The sequence below is a fragment of the Pigmentiphaga litoralis genome (genome assembly GCF_013408655.1).
In the GTDB taxonomy this organism is placed as follows: Bacteria; Pseudomonadota; Gammaproteobacteria; order Burkholderiales; family Burkholderiaceae_B; genus Pigmentiphaga; species Pigmentiphaga litoralis_A.
The window spans coordinates 3181039-3198692 of record NZ_JACCBP010000001.1 but is presented as its reverse complement, the minus strand read 5'-3'; the positions used below and the strand labels follow the sequence as shown (position 1 = coordinate 3198692).

Genomic DNA, 17654 nt, shown 5'->3' with positions numbered 1-17654 from the left:
CTTGCGGCATGAGGAGCCAAAAGAAAGTTTTCACGAAAGCCAGCGACCGGATCCGGATGGAGATCGAAGAAGCCATCAAGGATGGGTCGCTGCTGCCTGGCGAATCGGTCGACGAGGCCGAGCTCGCGCTTCAATACGACGTGTCGCGCACGCCCGTGCGCGAGGCCTTGCTGCAACTGCAGGCGCAGGGGCTGCTGACCAGCCTGCCGCGCGGCGGCATGATCGTCGCCAAGATGGACCTGCAGCAACTGCTGTCCTTGTGGGAACTGCTGGCTGAACTGGAAGGCGTGGCCGTGCGGCTGGCCTGCCAGCGCATGACGCCCGAAGAACTCGACATCATCGTCCGGCACCACGAGGCCAGCCGCAAGGTGGCCGAGGCCGACGACGTGGCGGGATGGCAGGAAAGCAATCTGCGTTTCCACGAGCTGATCTATCGCGCCACGCGCAACCCCTATCTGCGGCAGGAAGTGCTGCGGATGCGCACCCGCACCGGCTACTACCGCCGGCACGCCTTCGCGGCGCTGGGCCAGATCCGCAATTCGTTCGAGCAGCACCGCCGCGTGGTCGAAGCCTTCCAGAAGGGCGATGCCGAGTCGGCGTCAAGCGCGATGGTGGACCACATGCGTCCGGCCAGCGACGCCAACGGCCTGACCGACTTCATCGTCAATCTGCCCAAGGAAGTGCTGGCGCCCTGACCGGATCGCGATCCCCTCTTTTCAAAGGAAGCGCATGGCGTCGTCCGCCCCTCAGCAACTAAAACGTGGTCTGAAGAACCGTCACATCCAGCTGATCGCGCTGGGCGGGGCGGTCGGCACGGGCCTGTTCCTGGGCATTGCCCAGACCATCCGCATGGCCGGACCGTCGGTGCTGCTCGGCTATGCGCTGGCCGGCCTGGTGGCGTTCTTCATCATGCGCCAGCTGGGCGAAATGGTGGTCGAAGAACCGGTAGCCGGATCCTTCAGCCATTTTGCCAATGCCTACTGGGGCCACTTTGCGGGCTTTGCGTCGGGCTGGAATTACTGGGTGCTGTACGTGCTGGTCAGCATGGCCGAACTGACGGCGGTCGGCATCTACATCCAGTACTGGTGGCCGGGCGTTCCGACCTGGGTGTCGGCCGCCGTGTTCTTCGTGTTGATCAATGCGATCAACCTGGCCCACGTGAAAATCTATGGCGAGATGGAGTTCTGGTTCTCGCTGGTCAAGGTGATCGCGATCGTGGGCATGATCGGCTTCGGCAGTTATCTGCTGGCCAGCGGCAATGCCGGCCCGGAAGCCGGCCTGGCCAACCTGTGGCAGTTGGGCGGCTTTTTTCCGAACGGGGTGGGCGGCCTGGCCATGGCCATGGCGGTCATCATGTTTTCGTTTGGCGGGCTGGAACTGGTGGGCATCACGGCCGCCGAAGCGGACGATCCGGCGCGCAGCATTCCCCGCGCGACCAACCAGGTCATCTACCGGATCCTGCTGTTCTATATCGGATCGCTGGTGGTGTTGTTGTCCTTGTATCCGTGGCCCAAGGTGGTCGAAGGCGGCAGTCCCTTCGTGCTGATCTTCCATGCGCTTGACAGCAATGTGGTCGCCACTGTGCTCAACGTGGTGGTGCTGACGGCCGCGCTGTCGGTCTACAACAGCAGCGTGTACTGCAACAGCCGCATGCTGTACGGCCTGGCGCAGCAGGGCAATGCGCCGCGCGCGCTGCTCAATGTCAGCCGGCGCGGCGTGCCGCTGGCCGCCCTCGGCGTGTCGGCGGTGGCCACCGCATCGTGCGTGGTCATCAACTACCTGATCCCGGCGCGGGCCTTTGAACTGTTGATGTCGCTGGTGGTGTCGTCGCTGGTGCTCAACTGGTTCATGATCTCGGTGACTCACCTGAAGTTCCGGCAGCAGAAGCGATTGGCCGGGGCGCGCACGTCGTTCCCCAGCATCGGCTACCCGCTGACCAACGTGATCACGCTGGTGTTCCTGGCGGGCATTCTGGTGGTGATGTGGCTGACGCCCGGCATGCGTTTGTCGGTGATCTTGATCCCGGTGTGGATGATCGCCCTGGCGATCGGGTATCGACTGCGCAAGCCGGGATCGAACCTGACGCCGGCCGAGCCGGACGCGGGCTGACCTGGCCCGACGCCGCCTCGCCTTCTACTCCTGTTCGATCTTGCGTTCGCGCATCACGCCCTGCAGGCTGGCAATGTCGCGTTCGACGCGACCGCGAAATTCGGCGGGCGTGCTGGCCTGAGGCGACCCGCCCCAGTCCGTCAGCCGCTGGCGGATGTCCGGCTGGGCCAGCACGGCGCGCAGCGCATCGTTGAGTTTGGCAACGATCTCGGGCGGGGTGCCAGCCGGCGCCGCAATGCCGAGCCACGACTCGAACACCACATTGGGCAAGGTGTCGGCCACGGTCGGCACCCCGGCGATGGGGCTGCCGCCCTTGGGCGCCGTGACCGCCAACGCCCGCACGCGCTGTTCCTTGAGCAGCGTTGCCGTGCTGGTCATGGTGTCGATCATGACATTGACGCGGCCGGCCAGCAGTTCGCCCAACGGCGCGGTGCCGCCTTTGAAAGGCACATGCACGGCCGTGATGTTGGCCTCGCTCAATATCCATTCACCGACCAGATGCATGGCGGTGCCGACCCCGACCGATGAATAGGTCAGCGTGTTCGGCGCGGCGCGTGCCTTGGTGATGAAGTCACCGAAGGACTGGATTGGCGAGTCGGGCGCAACCACCAACGCCAGCGGATAGGTGGTCACGGTGGAGATCCACGCGTAATCGTCCACCGGCTTGAAGGGCAGCGACTTTTTCATGGCGGCGTTGCTGGCGTGGCCGCTGGGCAGCAGCACCAGGGTGTAGCCATCGGGCGTGGCCTTGGCCGCTTGGTCGGCCGCGATGTTGCCGCCCGCGCCCGGCTTGTTTTCGACGATCACGTTTTGCCCAAGCCGTTCGCCCAGGGGGCGCGCGACCAGTCGGGCCACGATGTCGGATCCGCCGCCTGGGGCAAAGCCGAGCAGCAATCGGATGGGTCGATTGGGATAGGATTGCGCGTTTGACGCAGCGCCCGACTGCGCGCTGACCAAGGTCGAAACGATCAGGCAGGCCGCGCCGACAAGAGCTGCGCCGAGCCGGGAAGCGCTGAGCTGGGAAGCGCCGACTCGGGCAGCGTAGAACCGGGTCGCGCGCAGGCCGCCAGACAGGCGTGAAGGGTGTCGCATACCGTCTCCTGATGACCCGAGCCGGCTGGCAAGGGTTGCCAGGCTGTCGCGCAGGTCAGTCTGTTTTTATCAATATGCGACAAATGTACATCAAGGCTGCCAGTGTGTCTCGTCTCCCGACAGCTTGCGATCCAGGAATGACGCCGCACTGATCAGCGCCAGGTGGGTCAAGGCCTGCGGCGTATTGCCCAGATGCCGTCCGCGCCGATCGAACTCTTCGGCGTACAGTCCCACCGGATTGGCGTAAGTCAGCAATTTCTCAAATTCGGATCGGGCTTCGTCCACCCGGCCGGCCCGCGCCAGGCATTCGACATACCAGAACGAACATGCCGCAAAGGCGCCTTCGTCGCCCTTCAGGCCGTCGCACGGCGTCTCTTCCATCAGGTAGCGCTTGACCATGCCATCGCGCACCAAGCGGTCGCGGATGGCGTCGAGCGTGGCGATCCAGCAGGGGTCGGTGGCGCCGACGAACCGCACCAGGGGCATCAGCAGCATGGCGCCGTCCAGCGCGCGGCTGCCCAGGCGCTGCACGAAATGCCCGGCCTCCTTGTCGTAGAAGTTTTCCCAGATGTCATCGTGGATCGCGGCGCGTTCGGCGTTCCAGCGTTCGAACGGGGCGGGCAGCGACCGCTTCTGCGCCAGGCGGATAGCCCGGTCGATGGCCACCCAGCACATCAGGCGCGAGTGCAGGAAGTGCTGCGATTCGCCGCGCATTTCCCAGATGCCGACATCAGGCGTGCGCCAGTCGCGGCAGGCCTGGTCCACGATCTGGATCGTGTGCCGCCAGCCCTTGTGCGAGATGGCCGCGCCGTACTTGTTGCTGAGGTAGACACCGTCGAGCAGTTCGCCGTAGATGTCGTGCTGCACCTGCTTGTAGGCTTCGTTGCCGATGCGCACCGGGCGCGAGTTGGCATAGCCCTTCAGGTGATCCAGCGATTCTTCTTTCAGGTCCGGATTGCCGTCCACCGTATACATGACCGCCAGGATCTTGTGCGGGTCGTGGCCTTCATTGTCGTTGGTGTCCACATAGGCCGGCACGCGTTCCGCTGCCCAATGCATGAAGGCATTGGCTTCTTCGGTAAAGCCGAGCCGCATGAAGGCATAGATGGTGAAGGACGCGTCGCGGATCCACGTGTAGCGGTAGTCCCAGTTGCGTTCGCCGCCCAGGTCTTCGGGCAGTCCGAAGGTGGCTGCGGCCAGAATGCCGCCATGCCGGCGCGAGGTCAGCAGCTTGAGCGCCAGGGCCGACCGCGCGACCATCTCGCGCCAGCGCCCGGTGTATCGCGACTGCGACAGCCAGCCGCGCCAGTACTCCACCGTCCGCACAAAACAGTTCTGCGCGTCGTCGGCCCGCACGAACGGATCGTCGGCGCCGCCCAGCACGAACTCGGCCGTCTCGCCTTCTTCCAGCCACAGGTCCGCCACCGCGGCGTTGTCGTCAATGAACAGTGGCGTGCTGCCCGACAGGCGCATCGACGGCTGCCCTTCCGCTTCGAAGCAGACGTCGGCGCCGTCCGTGCGCGCACGGGTATCGGCACGCGCGTAGTCATGGCGTACCGCGCAGCGCAGGCGGATGCGCGCTCGCCCGCGAACCGTCTTGATGGTACGGACGATGCGCGACAGATCATCCTCGTCATTGACGGGCATCAGATCCGTCAGTTCAACAATGGCGTCTTCATCCAGCCAGCGTGTCAGCAGCACATTGGTATCGGGCAGATAGACCTGCATGTGGCGCGCATCGGGCAGGTCCGGCGCCAGTTCGAAGGCCCCCGCGCGCGGCGTGTCGAGCAGCGATACGAACACCGACGGGCTGTCGAATTCAGGCCAGCAGAAAAAGTCGACGGTGCCATCATCGGCAATCAGCGCCGCGGTGCGCATGTCGCCGATGATGCCGTGGGCTTCGATCGGCCTTTGCGTGGGAATGGGGCCGGTGTCCGGCATGGGGTCGGGATAGGACATGGACTCAGCCATTGTTGATGAATCCGGGATAGAGACACATGCCGCCGTCGATGGTCAGCGTCGTGCCGACCACATAGTCGGACAGGTCGGACGCAAGCCACACCACCGCGTTGGCCACGTCGTCCGGATCGCCGATACGGCCATAGGGAATCAGCTTGAGCAGCTTGCGGCCCGACGCGCCCTTGGTTTCGGTCTCGTTGATGGGGGTGCGGATGGCGCCGGGCGCAATGCCGTTGATGCGGATGCGCTGGTGCGCCAGTTCCTGAGCCAGCGTGCGCATCAGCATGTCGACGCCGCCTTTCGACGCGGCATAGTTCACATGGCCGGCCCACGGGATGGTCTGGTGCACCGAGCTCATGTGGATGATCTTGCCGGCGGCGCGGGACACGTTGTCGAGCACGCCCTGCGCCTTGAATTGCCGGATGGCCGCGCGGGCGCACAGGAACTGGCCCGTCAGGTTGACCGACAGCACGGTGTTCCAGTCTTCCAGGGTCATGTCTTCGGCTGCGGCGTCTTTCTGCATGCCCGAATTGGCGACCAGAATGTCGACGTGGCCGAAGGTGTCGATGGCCTTCTGGAACATCATGTCGACCTCGGCTTCGTTCGACACGTCGGCGCCGACCGCGATGGCCTGACCGCCATCCTGCTTGATGGCCTTGACCAGGTCGCGCGCAGGTTTTGCCTTGGAGTGGTAATTCACGACGACCGCGGCGCCGGCCTTGGCAAGGGCGCGTGCGGACGCCTCGCCCAGGCCTGAACTGGCGCCTGTGACGATCGCAACCTGGTTTTCGAGTGTGATCTGCATGGACGCTCCATCTGCAACGAAGGTTGATCGTGCAGTTGAGCAATAAACATGCCTCGAATCAGGTCTGGCCCCAGCGCCGGATCAGGTTGTGATAGTGGGCCGTGAGCGCAATGGTTTCTTCGCTATCGCCATGGCGCGCGCGCAGCGATTGGATCGCTACGTCAAGTTCATACAGTTGCGTGCGTTGGCCATCATCCTGCACCAGGCTTTGCGTCCAGAAAAATGCACTGACGCGCGCGCCGCGCGTGACGGGTTCGACGCGGTGAATGCTGGTGGACGAATACAGGATCAGGTCGCCTGCCGGCAGCTTGACCTCGTGTTCGCCATAGGTGTCGCGCACCACCAGTTCGCCGCCCTCGTAGGTGTCGGGTTCGGACAGGAAGAGTGTGGACGACACATCGGTGCGCAGCCGTTGATCGGTGCCGGGCACGATGCGGACCGACCCATCCACATGATCGCCATAGTGTTCGCCGCCCTCATAACAATTGAACAGCGGCAGCATCATGCGCGCCGGCAACGCGGCGGCAAAGAACATCGGTTGGGACGACACCGCGTGCTGCACGATGCGGCCCAGTTCGATCGCGAGCGGCGAGCCTTCGGGCAACTGGCGATTGCGTTTGACGCGCGCGCCCTGGTCACCCACGGTGGCGCGCCCGTCCGTCCAGTCCGACGCATCGAGCCGCGCGCGCAGTCCGGCAGCCTGCTCCGGTGTCAACACGCCGGGGATATGAAGCATCATCACGGGCCTCCTTGAAATGAAAAAAGCCTCTCCGGATCGGAGAGGCCAGCACACGGCGGGGGTACGCGATCAGAAGCGGAAGTTGGCGCTCAGCAAGGCATACCGCGGCACGCCGGGCGTGTAGCGATAGCCGCTCTTGTTGATGTTCGCCACGTAGTCCTTGTCGAACAGATTGTAGACGTTGAGCTGCAGGCTCAGATTGCGGTTGATGGGATAGAGCGCCATCGCATCGAACACCACATACGAGTCGGTGTAGCGCGGCGTACCCACCGCGCCGTCGGTGCCGCGTTGCAGCTTGCCGTTGTAGCGCGCGCCGCCGCCCACGGTCAGGCCGAACGGGGTCTTGTAGGTGGTCCACAAGGTGAAGGCGCTTTTGGGCGTGTAGTTGAGCGCGTTGCTGCCCGGGTCGGCGCCGACGTTCGCCCCGTTGGTGACGGCCGTGTGCATGGTGGTGTAGCCCGCGTTGATGGCCCATGCCTTGGTGATCTGGCCGACGGTGGACAGTTCGACGCCTTGCACGCGCTTCTTGCCGGACTGAATGAAGGCGCCCTGGCTGACGGGATCCGCAATGATTTCGTTGGTGATCTCGGTGCGATACAAGGCGGCGGCGACACCCAGTTGGCGTTCCAGAAAGTCCCACTTGGTGCCGACTTCGGCGGTCCTGGCTTTTTGCGGATCGTAGGCCGTGCTGTTGGCGTTGTTGGCCGACGTGCTCAATGAAAAGGCCGCGCCGCCCGGGGGTTGTTGCGACACGCCGTACGCGGCGTACACGCTGCCGTTATCCGCGGGCTTGTAGAGCGCGCCCAGTTTCCAGCCGAACAGATTGCCTGACTTGGACACATCAATGGCAGGTGCGGTCGCGGTGGCAGTGAAGGGATTCGACGAATATTCCGTCTTGTAGCGGTCATACCGCACGCCGCCGTTCACCGAAAAACGGTCGGTGACCTGGATCGTGTCAAAGGCATAGATCGCCGCTGTCCGGGTGGTGCCAGTGGCCTGGCCAGGACCTTTGATGCGGCTATAGCCCGGCGCATTCCAGTCGGGGTTGTACAGATTGGCCGGTGGGGCCGTGCCCGCCCCGCCCGTGTTGCGCGCCACGAAGGCGTAGTTGATCTGCTCTTCGCGCGTCAGTTCAAGGCCCGCGCTGATGGTGTGCTTCAGGCCGCCCGTCATGGCCGTGGCGCGCAGATTGGTCTGGTTGGTCAGGATGGTGTTGCGCTGATCGACGTTGGTCGGCGTGCTGCGCGCCACCGTCCAGTCCGTTGGCAGACCGGACATGTTCAGGTTGTTGCCCGTCGGCATGAACGCGTTCAGCATGTAGTCGTGATCGGTGCGGCCGTACCGGGTGGTGTTGGTCAGCAGATTGCCGTTGCCCAGGTCATGCTCGATACGCGCGGTCAGCATGTTGGTGGTGGCGTCGTCGAAATCGCTGCTGGTGCCGTAGAAGTTGCGCGAGCGCACGCGCGGGGCGCCGTTGAGCTGGTTCAGCAGGGTTTGCGTCGCGGTAGGCAGTGGCCCGGGATTCGCCGGAGTCGGATTGGTGGGCACGGCCGCCGCCGATGGTGCGCTGTACCCCGGCAGCCCGATCGTCGGCACGCCGCCATCGGGCACGTTGTCCTGCTTCGTGTGGATGAAGTTGAAGAAGGCCCGCGTGTTGCCGTTCAGGCCAAAGGCCAACGACGGTGCGATGCCCAGGCGATCGTTGTTCACATGATCGCGGCCAGGCACGTCGCTGTCCTGCTTGATCACGTTCAGGCGGAATGCGGCGCCGTTCCATCCTTCGATGACGCGATTCAAGTCGGCCGTGACGCGGCGCTGGTTCTGCGTGCCGAGGCTCAAGGTGCCGGCTGCAAAGTTTTCCAGCCGCGGCTGTTTCGTGACGAGGTTGATCGATCCGGTCGGCGATGTGCGGCCGTAGTCCGAGCCCGATGGCCCCTTGATGACTTCAATGCTTTCGACGTTGAACACGTCGCGCGAGGCAGTCGAGGTGTCCCGCACGCCATCGATGAAGATGCTGCTGCTGGCGTCGAAGCCGCGCATGTAGACCGCATCGCCCGTGGTCGTGTTGCCGTTTTCGCCCAGGAAGAAAGTGCCGACACCCGGGGTGTTGCGCAGCGCTTCGGTCAGCGTGGTGGCGACCTGTTCCTTGAACAGGCTTTCCTTGATGATAGTGACGGTGCGGGTCGTGTCGATCAGCGGTTCGGTGAACTTGGGCGAGGACAGCGCATCGGCCTTGTAGTCGTTTTGCGCTTCGCCGCTGACGGTGATTTCGGGCAGCGATGTCGTCGAGCCGGTGGCGGTCTGGGCGCTGGCCGGATGCATGGCAATCCCCGCCGCGAGGGCGGCGGCGGTGGCCGCGGCAGTCGATGGGCGGCGCGGCGCAGCGGGATGCTTGCGGCTCTTGATGTACGACATGGGTGCTCCTGTAGGGGACCCCCCCCTGGGCGCTTCGCGCCTCCCCCGGGGGCGGCACTGGCGGACTGGCGGAGCCAGATCCGCTGTGCCCTGGATGAGTGGTTCTTGACTGAATGTAATTAGTAATACGAATGATAATGGATATCATTTGAATTGTGAAGAAATGTGGAGTTTTGTTTGGCAGATGTGTTGAGTGGTTTGCGGGAATGGCGTGGCCGTATCTACGTCGCGGCATGAAGGGGGCTGGACATTGCCATCCGACGCGGGCAATAAAAAAGCGGCGTGCCGCTTTCGCAGCACGCCGCCTTGGGCAGCTCAAAACGAAAAGATCAGTTGCGTTGGCGAGGGGGAATACGCGTTTCCAGCGCGGCGGGCATGTAGTCCGGAAGGAAGCGGCAGCCGGCGCCGTATTCGGCTTCGAAGGCAGGGCAGGCCGCGGCGACGCTGGCGGGTGTCGGCTTGGTGCCTTGCGTGACCCATTTGGTCAGCGACGACATCATCGTCACGTAGGCGGGGTCGCTCAGGTAGCTGTGCGCGTTGTCATTCGTAAAGGTCTGCACCAGATGGTCGGCGGTGCCGGCCCGGGTCATGGTGCGGCCAAAGAAGTTGGCCATTTCAACGAACGCGGTCGGGTCCTGCGTGCCGCGCATGGTCAGCACCGGCACCGGAATCTTGCCGTTCGGATCCGTGTCGGCCGCGAATTTCGCGGCCGCCGTCGGGTCGGCGGCATACCGCAGCACGCCCGCATTCAACGCCGCGTCGTCATCCGATCCGCTGTAGCGCACGCCAATGTTGCCGAACGGGCTGGCGCCGCCGGTGCGTTTGCTCGAGATGTCCTGGAAGTGGAAGGTACCCCAGTTGATGTGCGACTGGATCGAGCTTGCCGGGATCTTGATGACGTTTTCGATCGTGCGGATCTTGCGGGTTTCTTCCGCCGTGCGCTGTGCCGCGGTCTTGTTCAGGCCCAGGCATTCATTGACGCGGCCGGTCAGGTCGGCAGACGTCATGGTCACGCCCGCGGGCAGGCCAAGGTTGAGCGGGTAGGCCGCTTCGGTCGGACGCGGATGGTTGTTGCACAGGTACTGGTAGACCACGCGCAGGTCCAGCCGGAAGTCGTACGAATAGCTGCCGCCGGCGATCACGCCGCTGGTCAGCAGCACGCCGTCGTAGGGTGCCTTGCCGTTGTTGGTGGCTGCGGTATAGGTCTCGGCCGCTTTGGCTGCCACGCCGCCGCCCCAGGATTGACCGTGCAGGATCGTCAGTTTGGGCTTGGCCACGTGTTCGATAAAGATCTTGCGCAGGCGTTCGGTATCTTCCGCGGCGGCGCGCACTTCGACGCCGCCCTGGCGGAAGGTCGAGCCGGCCCAGGCATAGCCTTGCTTGACCATGATGGTCCAGCGTTCCAGGTCTTCTACGGCGCGTGCCGGTGTCGGCGCGTCCAATGACGGGCCACCATGGGCGTGCATGACCAGGTCGCCATTCCACTTTTCGGGCATCGCGATCAGGTAGAAGGCGCCGGCCGAGTCCTGGCCGGAGAGGCACTTGGCCGTGGCCGGCACGACAGACGGGCAGGTAGCCGACGTGGGGGCCTTTTCGCCCGATGCGACCGGGGTGGTGCTGGTGTCGTTGTTGTCGTCACCGCCGCCGCAGGCGCCAAGTAACATGACGGCGGCAACGGCCGCGCCAAGGGAAAGGGGGGTGGTACGCATGAAGTGTCTCCGGAGGAATTTGTGTAGTTGTTCTGCGCAACCATCGTAGAGACGTGTCACATTAGCGTCAAATATATGGAAACGGGTGTCTTCATATTTTTGGGATATGGAGATGCGCCGGTGGTCTGCATGCCGGCCGGTTTGCACGCCAACCGTGGCGCGTCCCCGCGCTTCAGCGAACGCGCAGTGGCGCCGCCCGCAGCATGGCGCGGTTCGCATCAAAATCGGCCTTGATCCGCGCAGCAAACGCGTCGCGTGTATCGCTCGCCGGCAGGTTGTCGGTGGCGGCCAGGCGTTGCTGGAAGGTCGGCGACGCCACCGCCGCATTAATCGCCTGATTGAGCGCGTTCAATATTGAAAGCGGCGTCCCGCCCGGTGCAAACACGCCAAAAAAAGACGACAGATTGGCCTGCTCAAATCCAAGTTCGGAGAAGGTCGGCACGGTCGGCAGCACGGGCAATCGAGCCGGTGCACCCACGGCCAGCGGCTTGAACTGGCCGGCGGCGATGGCGCGCAACGACATCTCGCTGACGTTGGTCGACAGCAGTTCGAACTGGCCGCCCAGGGCATCGGTCAGTTGCTGCCCGCCGCCCTTGTAGGGCACGTGAACGATACGTGTGCCGCTGGCGCGGCTGACCTGTTCCATGACCATGTGGCCGGTGGTGGCGATGCCTGAAGATGCCCATCGCAATTGACCGGGATGCGCCCGTGCGTGGCGCAGCGTGTCCGCCAGCGTATCGAAGGGCAAGGCCGGTGTGCCGACCAGCAGCAAGGGCGTGTGCATCACGCCTGCCACCGGTGCAATGTCACGCAGCGGATCGTAGGTGACGGCGCCTACCAGTGGCCGGACCGTCAATGGCGTGATCGCCGAAAACACCAGGGTCGTGCCATCGGGCGCCGCGCGGGCGATCATGCCCATGGCCACGCTGCCGCCGTCCCCCGCGCGGTAGTCGACGATGACCGGCACGCCCAGCGGCGCAGCCAGTTCTTCGGCCAGCACATGCGCCAGCGTGGCGCTCACGCCACCGGGCGGATAGGCGACCACCAGCCGCAGCGGTCTGGGCAAAACAGGACGCGATGGCTGCGCCGCCGCCACGCCTGGCGCCAGCAGGACGGTAGCGCCTGGCGCCACCAGTGCCATGCCCGCCAGCAGCAGGCGCCGTCGTGTCATGAGCACGCTCATTGTTGAGCGGTGGCTTGCGCCGTCTCGCGGCACAGCGCCACGAACCGCGCCGTGGCGCCCACGCAATCCGCCGTGCGATAGACCAGCGTGATCGGCGCGTCCAGCCTGGCGCTTTCGCGCAGCGGCCGGTAGACCACTTCTTCCGGATGCAGGGTCCGCATCGATGCCGGCACGATCGACACGCCCATCCCCGAGGCCACCAGATTGATGTTGGTGGTCATGCGCTCCACCTCGGCATAGATGCGCGGCTGCAAACCCTGTTCATTGAACAGCGCCAGCAGGTTCTGATACAGCCCGGGCGCGCCGGGCTTGCGCACCAGGATCAACGATTCATCGCGCAGGTCCAGGATCGACAGCGGCTGGGCCGCGCGGCGGCCCGTGCGCTGCGCCAGGGGATGATCGGCGGGCAGTGCCACCATCACGGGCTCGCGCAGCAGCGTTTCGAACGACAGGCCCGGCGGCGTTGCAACCGGCACCCGCAGCAGTCCGCAATGCAGGCGGGCATCGGCCACCGCGTCGGTGATCTCGGCCGCATTGCGTTCGGTAATGGTCAGCGCGACGGACGCCACATGGATGCGGCAGGCGCGCAGCACGCGCGGCGTAAAGGCGTGGGCGCCCGCCGAACTGGTAATGCCCACATCGAGCCGGCCCGTTTCGCCGCGAGCGACCAGGGCCATGCGGGCCTGCATGGCTTCGGTGTCGTTGACGATGCGGCGCGCTTCGGCTTCGAACAGGCGGCCGCCATCGGTCAGGCTGACGCCTTTGGGATGCCGGTGAAAAAGGGCGAGGCCCAATTGCTGTTCAAGGGCCTTGATCTGCTGGCTGAGCGGCGGTTGCTGGATGCCGAGCTGTTCGGCCGCGCGGGTGATGTGGCCCGCGTCGGCCACCGCCAGAAAGTAGCGCAGGTGACGAAATTCCATATCGAAATCATATCGTCCACGCCATTCGGGATATATCTGACGTTTACCCTTGGCGAAATCCGTATAGCGCTTCGGGGTTGTCGATCAGGATGCGCTGGCGCTGCGCCGCGTCGGGTACCCAGCGCGCCAGCAGGGCGGCCAGGGACGCATCGTCGGGTTTGACCCGCTCGGTCACGTGCGGCCAGTCGCTGCCCCACACCAGCCGGTCAGGCGCCGCGGCTACCCAGGCCTGGGCCAGACTATCGGTATCGCGGTAGCCGCCTGCCTCGCCCACCGCCGAATCCAGGTAGGGTCCCGACAGCTTCAGCCACGCCTTGCCGCCATCGAGCTCACGGCGAATGATGCCGAAGGCCGGATGGTTCACGCCGCGTTCCACCGGCAGCCGCCCCAGATGATCGAACACGATGGCTGACGGCAGCCGCCGCAGCAAGGATTCGTGTTCCACGATCTGCGCCGCCGTCCAGTGCAGTTGCACATGCCAGCCCAGTTCATGCACGCGGTGCGACAGCGATTCGACCATGTCGAAGCCGACGACCGCATGGGCCGGGGTGTACAGCGTGAAGCGGATGCCGCGGATCCCGCCCTCGTGCAAGGCCTGCAATTGCGCATCGGTGACGTCGTCGCGAACCACGGCCACGCCGCGGGTGTGCTCGCGGCCCAGATCCTGGATGGCTGCCAGCGTGACGCGGTTGTCGGTGCCGAAGTTGCGCGGCGTGACCACGACGGTGCGGCGGGTGCCGAGCACAGGCTGCACCCGGCGGTAGTCATGGCCCGTGCCCACTACCGGCAGGGGCGGCGCGCCCGCCGGAAGGAACGCCGGGTCGTAGATGTGCATGTGCGCATCGCACGCCAGGGCGTCTGTCACAGCACGGCGGCGCTGGCGCGCAAGGCTGCGATCTCGTCATCGCTGCGGCCGGCCAGCTTCAGCACGGCATCGGAATGCTGCCCCAGGGTCGGCGCGGCAAAGGGCTCGGGCCCGGGCGTGCGGCCGTGCACCATCGCGCGCTTGAAGCCGCGATACGTGCCCAGCGACGGGTGCTCGAACACGGCCACCATGTCTTCGGCCTGCACCTGCGGAAAGTCGAACATGTCTTCGACCGACCGGGCGGCCGAGCAGGGCACTTCTTCACCGAACAGGGCTTCCCATTCCAATGCCGACCGGGCCTGCAAGGCCGCGTGCAGCTTGGGCACGATTTCGGTGTGATGCTGGGCGCGCTTGCGCACGCTGTCGTATCGATCGCCCGCCAGCAGTTCGTCCAGCCCGGTCTTCAGACACAGGGCTTTCCAGAAATGCGGGGTGTTGGCCGAAATGTAGATGTAGCCGTCGCGGGTCGGGTGGATGCCCGTGATGCCGCCCGACCGCATGTCGCGGCCGACGTCTTTCGGTTCGCCTTCGGCCCACACCATGCGCGCCGATTGCAGGGCAAGCGCGCTGCGCAACAGCGACACCCCCACATACTGGCCTTCGCCGCTGCGTTCGCGTTCGAACAGGGCCGACGCCACGGCGCCCGCCAGCAACGAGGCTGCGTAGTAGTCCACGATGGACCCGTACAGGATCTCGGGCGGACCGTCCTGCTTGCCTTGCAGCACGCACATGCCGGTCATGGTCTGCAGCACCTGGTCGTACCCGGCCTTGTCCTTGAGCGGTCCGGTCTCGCCGTACCCCGTCACGGCGCAGTAGATCAGCCGGGGATTGATGGCGCGCAGCGTGTCGTAGTCGATGCCCAGGCGCGGCGGAACGTTGGGCCGGAAATTGTGCACCAGCACATCGGCGTCGCGGACCAGATCGCGCAGCACGTCCAGCGCGGCGGGCTGCTTCAGGTCGAGCGCAATGCCCAGCTTGCTGCGGTTCACGCCCAGGAACGCACGGCTTTCGGCTTCGAGCGTGGACGGGTATTTGCGCAGGTTGTCGCCCACGGGCGGTTCGATCTTGATGACTTCGGCGCCCTGGTCGGCAAGCAGGGTGCAGCCGTAGGGACCGGCAATATAGGCGCTCAGGTCGAGCACGCGGATGCCCGTCAGGGGCCCGCGTCGGGAAGAGGGGGATGTCGTCATGGACAGGATCCTAAAACAGGCAAATGATCCCGAAAAGCGACGTTTCGTAAACCGAAGGGTTACCAAATCTGTAGGCCGCAGCCGGGCGAGCCTTGCAGGCCGTGGACCTCGGTTAACCTGCATCGGTAACCCCGTATGGGCACACGCGAGAAGTTGGCGCACACTGCCAGACCGACCGCCGCCTATCCACCTGCCGGATTTACCAATGACCTCCCCCCGTTTCGAACGAGCTGCCGCGCTGGCCGCTCTCCATGTCGAATCGCCCACGCCGCTGACGGCCATGGCGATCTACCTGGAACTGACCGTCAACGACAGTGACGACGACGCGGTGCGGGCGCTGCTGGCGCAAACCGAGGCCACGACCCTGGCGGCGACCACATCTGCCGCCGAGGTTGCCGGGACGGCGTCGGGTACTTCGGCAGCCTCCGGCGCGCCTTCAACGCCAGGAAGCACGGCACAAAAAGGCACGGAAAGCTCACCTTCGAGCGGCGCGCCGGTACGTAATCGCTGATCCCTTCCGGGATATCCGCCGCGTTTCCAGCGCACATTCAATCGTATATCCCGTCACGTTCGCCGCGGCTTTTCCAGCAGCCGCCGCCCACCCAGCTGCCTTCCCCGCTAGCTGCCCGATCTCGGAAACGTGGCCGTGAATGTCGTCACCCCCGCCGCGTCGGACGTCACCCTGACCGTCCCGCCATGCGCCGCAGCAATCTCACGAACGATGAACAGGCCCAGGCCCACGCTCCGGGCGCTTTCCGGCACGTCGTAGCCTCGCGTCATGGGCTCGAACATGGTCTTCAGCAGGGCGTCGGCGATGGGCGTGCCCTGATTGCGCACCGCCAGACGGAATGACTCCGGATCCACGGCCGACGTGACATCGACCGGCGTATCAGCCGCTCCATAGGCCATCGCGTTCGCCACCAGGTTTCCCAGCAACTGGGCCAGGCGATCCGGATCGGCCAGGCACACGCCATCCCCTTCATGCCGGTACACCAGCGGCCTGCCTGGAAAGGCGATTTCCAGTTCCGACACGGCGTGCGAAATCACGTCGTGCAGGTCGATCGGCCGCGCCGTGACGTAGATGCCCTGACCGACACGCGCCAGCGTGAAGTCCAGCAGGTCGGCAATCAGCCGGGACGATCGCTCCGCGGCCCGCGTGATGAACTGGAGCAGCTTCAATTGCCGGGCGTCATGCTGGCCGAGCAACAGGGCTTCGGTCGCCACCGTGATGGTCGACAGCGGATTGCGCAGATCGTGGCTGACGATGCCGACCATCTGTTCGGCAAAGTGCGCGCGGTCTTCCGCGGCCTTGCGAAGGTGGCTTTCGGCCAGGGCCAGCTCGGCCTGGGCCGCCCGTTCGCTGGCCAGGCTGTCTTCGGCCTGCTGCCGCGCCCGCACCAGTTCGCTTTCGTACTTGGCGCGATCCTTGGCAATGAACATGGCCACTTCATGCTGCACGCCGCTGTCGTGCGTCCGGCGCACGGCGTTCATCAGCAGCGGAATCCGGGTGCCGTCGGCATGCACGATGTCGACCTTGATTTCGGCCACCGACCCCTGCATCCGCAACAGCGGCGCCCAATGGGTCTGGTGAAAGATGCGCGCGCCCATCGTGAACATGTCCTGCAGGCGCCGCCGCCCGACCAGGTCGGCCGCGGTCACTCCGGTCCACCGGCAGAAGGTGGCGTTGGCGAGCAGGATGGTCCCGTCTTCGGTCGTTACCAGCAGGCCGCAGGGCGCTTCTTCGAACAACAGCGCGACATCGTGCGTGGTGCCTGCCGTCGTCATGGCGCTACGGTTCCTGCGCCGCCAGGAAGTCGTCCATTGCATCGATGCACGCCGAAGGGGCGCTCAGGTGCGGGCAATGGCCGACATTGTCGATGATCCGAAGCTGGCTGTTCGGCAGCACGCCATGGATGTATTCGCCGACCGACCGCGGAGCGATCAGATCGTCACTGCACTGAAGGATCAGGCTGGGCGTGGTCAGTTGCCGCAGCTCGGCCCGGTTGTCGGACAGGAACGTCACCCGGGCAAACTGCTTGGCGATCTTGGGATCGGTACGGCAAAAGCTGTTGGTCAGTTCGTCGGCCAGTTCCGGTTCGCCCGGGGCGCCCATGATCGCGGGCGCCATGGTGCTGGCCCACCCCAGGTAGTTGCTTTCCAGCGTGTCCAGCAGGGAGTCGATGTCGGCGCGTGTGAAACCGCCCACATAGCTGCCCTCGTTGATATAGCAGGGTGACGGGCCGATCATGATGTGCGCGGCGATGCGTCCGGGCTTGGCCAGGTCGGCCAGCACACCGATCATGGCGCTGACCGAATGGCCAACGAAGATGACCGGACCGGTCGCGAACTGGTCGATGATGTCCACGACGTCGCTGGCATAGCCGGCCAGCGAGGCGTATTTGACGGGATCGTAGGCCGACAGGTCGGAAGCGCCGCTGCCCACCAGGTCGAACAGGACGACCCGGTAGCGTTTGGCATGGCCTGGCGCCAGGAACCGCCACATGTTCTGGTCGCAACCAAAACCGTGCGAGAACAGGACGGTGGTCGTGCCTTCGCCCAACACGCGAACGTTATTCCGTTGCGTTACATCCATGAACGACCCTTGAGCACGGTTGCCCCGGCGCTGGCTGTGCAGCGGGGGAGGCGCGGCCGGTGGCGCGCGCGTAAG

The 17654-nt window shown here is 65.0% G+C and carries 15 protein-coding genes; 3 read left to right on the top strand and 12 right to left on the bottom strand.

Features of this window, described 5'->3' with window-relative positions; translation table 11 throughout:
• Window positions 1–8 precede the first annotated feature (8 nt).
• Both HD883_RS14465 and HD883_RS14460 read left to right on the top strand, forming a co-directional pair.
• A complete protein-coding gene (locus tag HD883_RS14465; RefSeq protein ID WP_179584268.1) occupies window positions 9–695 on the top strand; it encodes a GntR family transcriptional regulator in 687 nt (228 codons plus the stop codon).
• Between the two features lie 34 nt (window positions 696–729).
• Complete coding sequence (locus HD883_RS14460; RefSeq protein WP_179584270.1) at window positions 730–2109, top strand: amino acid permease; 1380 nt, start codon at window positions 730–732, stop codon at window positions 2107–2109.
• A 24-nt stretch (window positions 2110–2133) separates the two neighbouring features.
• Here the strand turns inward: HD883_RS14460 and HD883_RS14455 are convergent, their stop codons facing one another.
• The 10 genes from HD883_RS14455 to HD883_RS14410 form a co-directional block, all read right to left on the bottom strand.
• Complete coding sequence (locus HD883_RS14455) at window positions 2134–3201, bottom strand: Bug family tripartite tricarboxylate transporter substrate binding protein (protein ID WP_179584272.1); 1068 nt, start codon at window positions 3199–3201, stop codon at window positions 2134–2136.
• Window positions 3202–3291: 90 nt separating this feature from the next.
• Window positions 3292–5160 carry a glycoside hydrolase family 15 protein gene (locus tag HD883_RS14450; protein ID WP_257022204.1) on the bottom strand — a complete coding sequence of 623 codons (1869 nt, stop codon included), beginning with the start codon at window positions 5158–5160 and terminating at the stop codon, window positions 3292–3294.
• A gap of 4 nt (window positions 5161–5164) precedes the next feature.
• Window positions 5165–5965 carry a glucose 1-dehydrogenase gene (locus HD883_RS14445; RefSeq protein WP_179584274.1) on the bottom strand — a complete coding sequence of 267 codons (801 nt, stop codon included), beginning with the start codon at window positions 5963–5965 and terminating at the stop codon, window positions 5165–5167.
• Window positions 5966–6023: 58 nt separating this feature from the next.
• Window positions 6024–6704 carry a Fe2+-dependent dioxygenase gene (locus HD883_RS14440; RefSeq protein ID WP_179584276.1) on the bottom strand — a complete coding sequence of 227 codons (681 nt, stop codon included), beginning with the start codon at window positions 6702–6704 and terminating at the stop codon, window positions 6024–6026.
• A gap of 69 nt (window positions 6705–6773) precedes the next feature.
• Window positions 6774–9119 (bottom strand): catecholate siderophore receptor Fiu, encoded by a 2346-nt coding sequence (locus HD883_RS14435; RefSeq protein WP_179584285.1) that lies wholly within the window; start codon window positions 9117–9119, stop codon window positions 6774–6776.
• A gap of 329 nt (window positions 9120–9448) precedes the next feature.
• Window positions 9449–10828 (bottom strand): hypothetical protein, encoded by a 1380-nt coding sequence (locus HD883_RS14430; protein WP_179584287.1) that lies wholly within the window; start codon window positions 10826–10828, stop codon window positions 9449–9451.
• Window positions 10829–11000: 172 nt separating this feature from the next.
• On the bottom strand, window positions 11001–11999 hold the full coding sequence (locus HD883_RS14425; RefSeq protein WP_257022197.1) for a Bug family tripartite tricarboxylate transporter substrate binding protein: 999 nt from the start codon (window positions 11997–11999) through the stop codon (window positions 11001–11003).
• 8 nt (window positions 12000–12007) lie between these two features.
• A complete protein-coding gene (locus HD883_RS14420; protein ID WP_179584290.1) occupies window positions 12008–12931 on the bottom strand; it encodes a LysR family transcriptional regulator in 924 nt (307 codons plus the stop codon).
• Window positions 12932–12974: 43 nt separating this feature from the next.
• On the bottom strand, window positions 12975–13766 hold the full coding sequence (locus HD883_RS14415; protein ID WP_179588558.1) for an amidohydrolase family protein: 792 nt from the start codon (window positions 13764–13766) through the stop codon (window positions 12975–12977).
• Window positions 13767–13792: 26 nt separating this feature from the next.
• Entirely contained in the window at window positions 13793–14986 is a 1194-nt protein-coding gene (locus HD883_RS14410) for a CaiB/BaiF CoA transferase family protein (protein ID WP_179584291.1), read from the bottom strand.
• Window positions 14987–15191: 205 nt separating this feature from the next.
• On the opposite strand from HD883_RS14410, the gene HD883_RS14405 reads away from it, so the two are divergent.
• Window positions 15192–15497: a hypothetical protein gene (locus tag HD883_RS14405; protein ID WP_179584292.1), complete on the top strand. Its 306-nt coding sequence runs from the start codon at window positions 15192–15194 to the stop codon at window positions 15495–15497.
• Between the two features lie 107 nt (window positions 15498–15604).
• Here the strand turns inward: HD883_RS14405 and HD883_RS14400 are convergent, their stop codons facing one another.
• Together HD883_RS14400 and HD883_RS14395 are read right to left on the bottom strand one after the other, a co-directional pair.
• A complete protein-coding gene (locus tag HD883_RS14400; protein WP_179584293.1) occupies window positions 15605–16771 on the bottom strand; it encodes a PAS domain-containing sensor histidine kinase in 1167 nt (388 codons plus the stop codon).
• Window positions 16772–16775: 4 nt separating this feature from the next.
• Entirely contained in the window at window positions 16776–17579 is an 804-nt protein-coding gene (locus HD883_RS14395; protein WP_179584294.1) for an alpha/beta fold hydrolase, read from the bottom strand.
• Window positions 17580–17654: the final 75 nt, after the last annotated feature.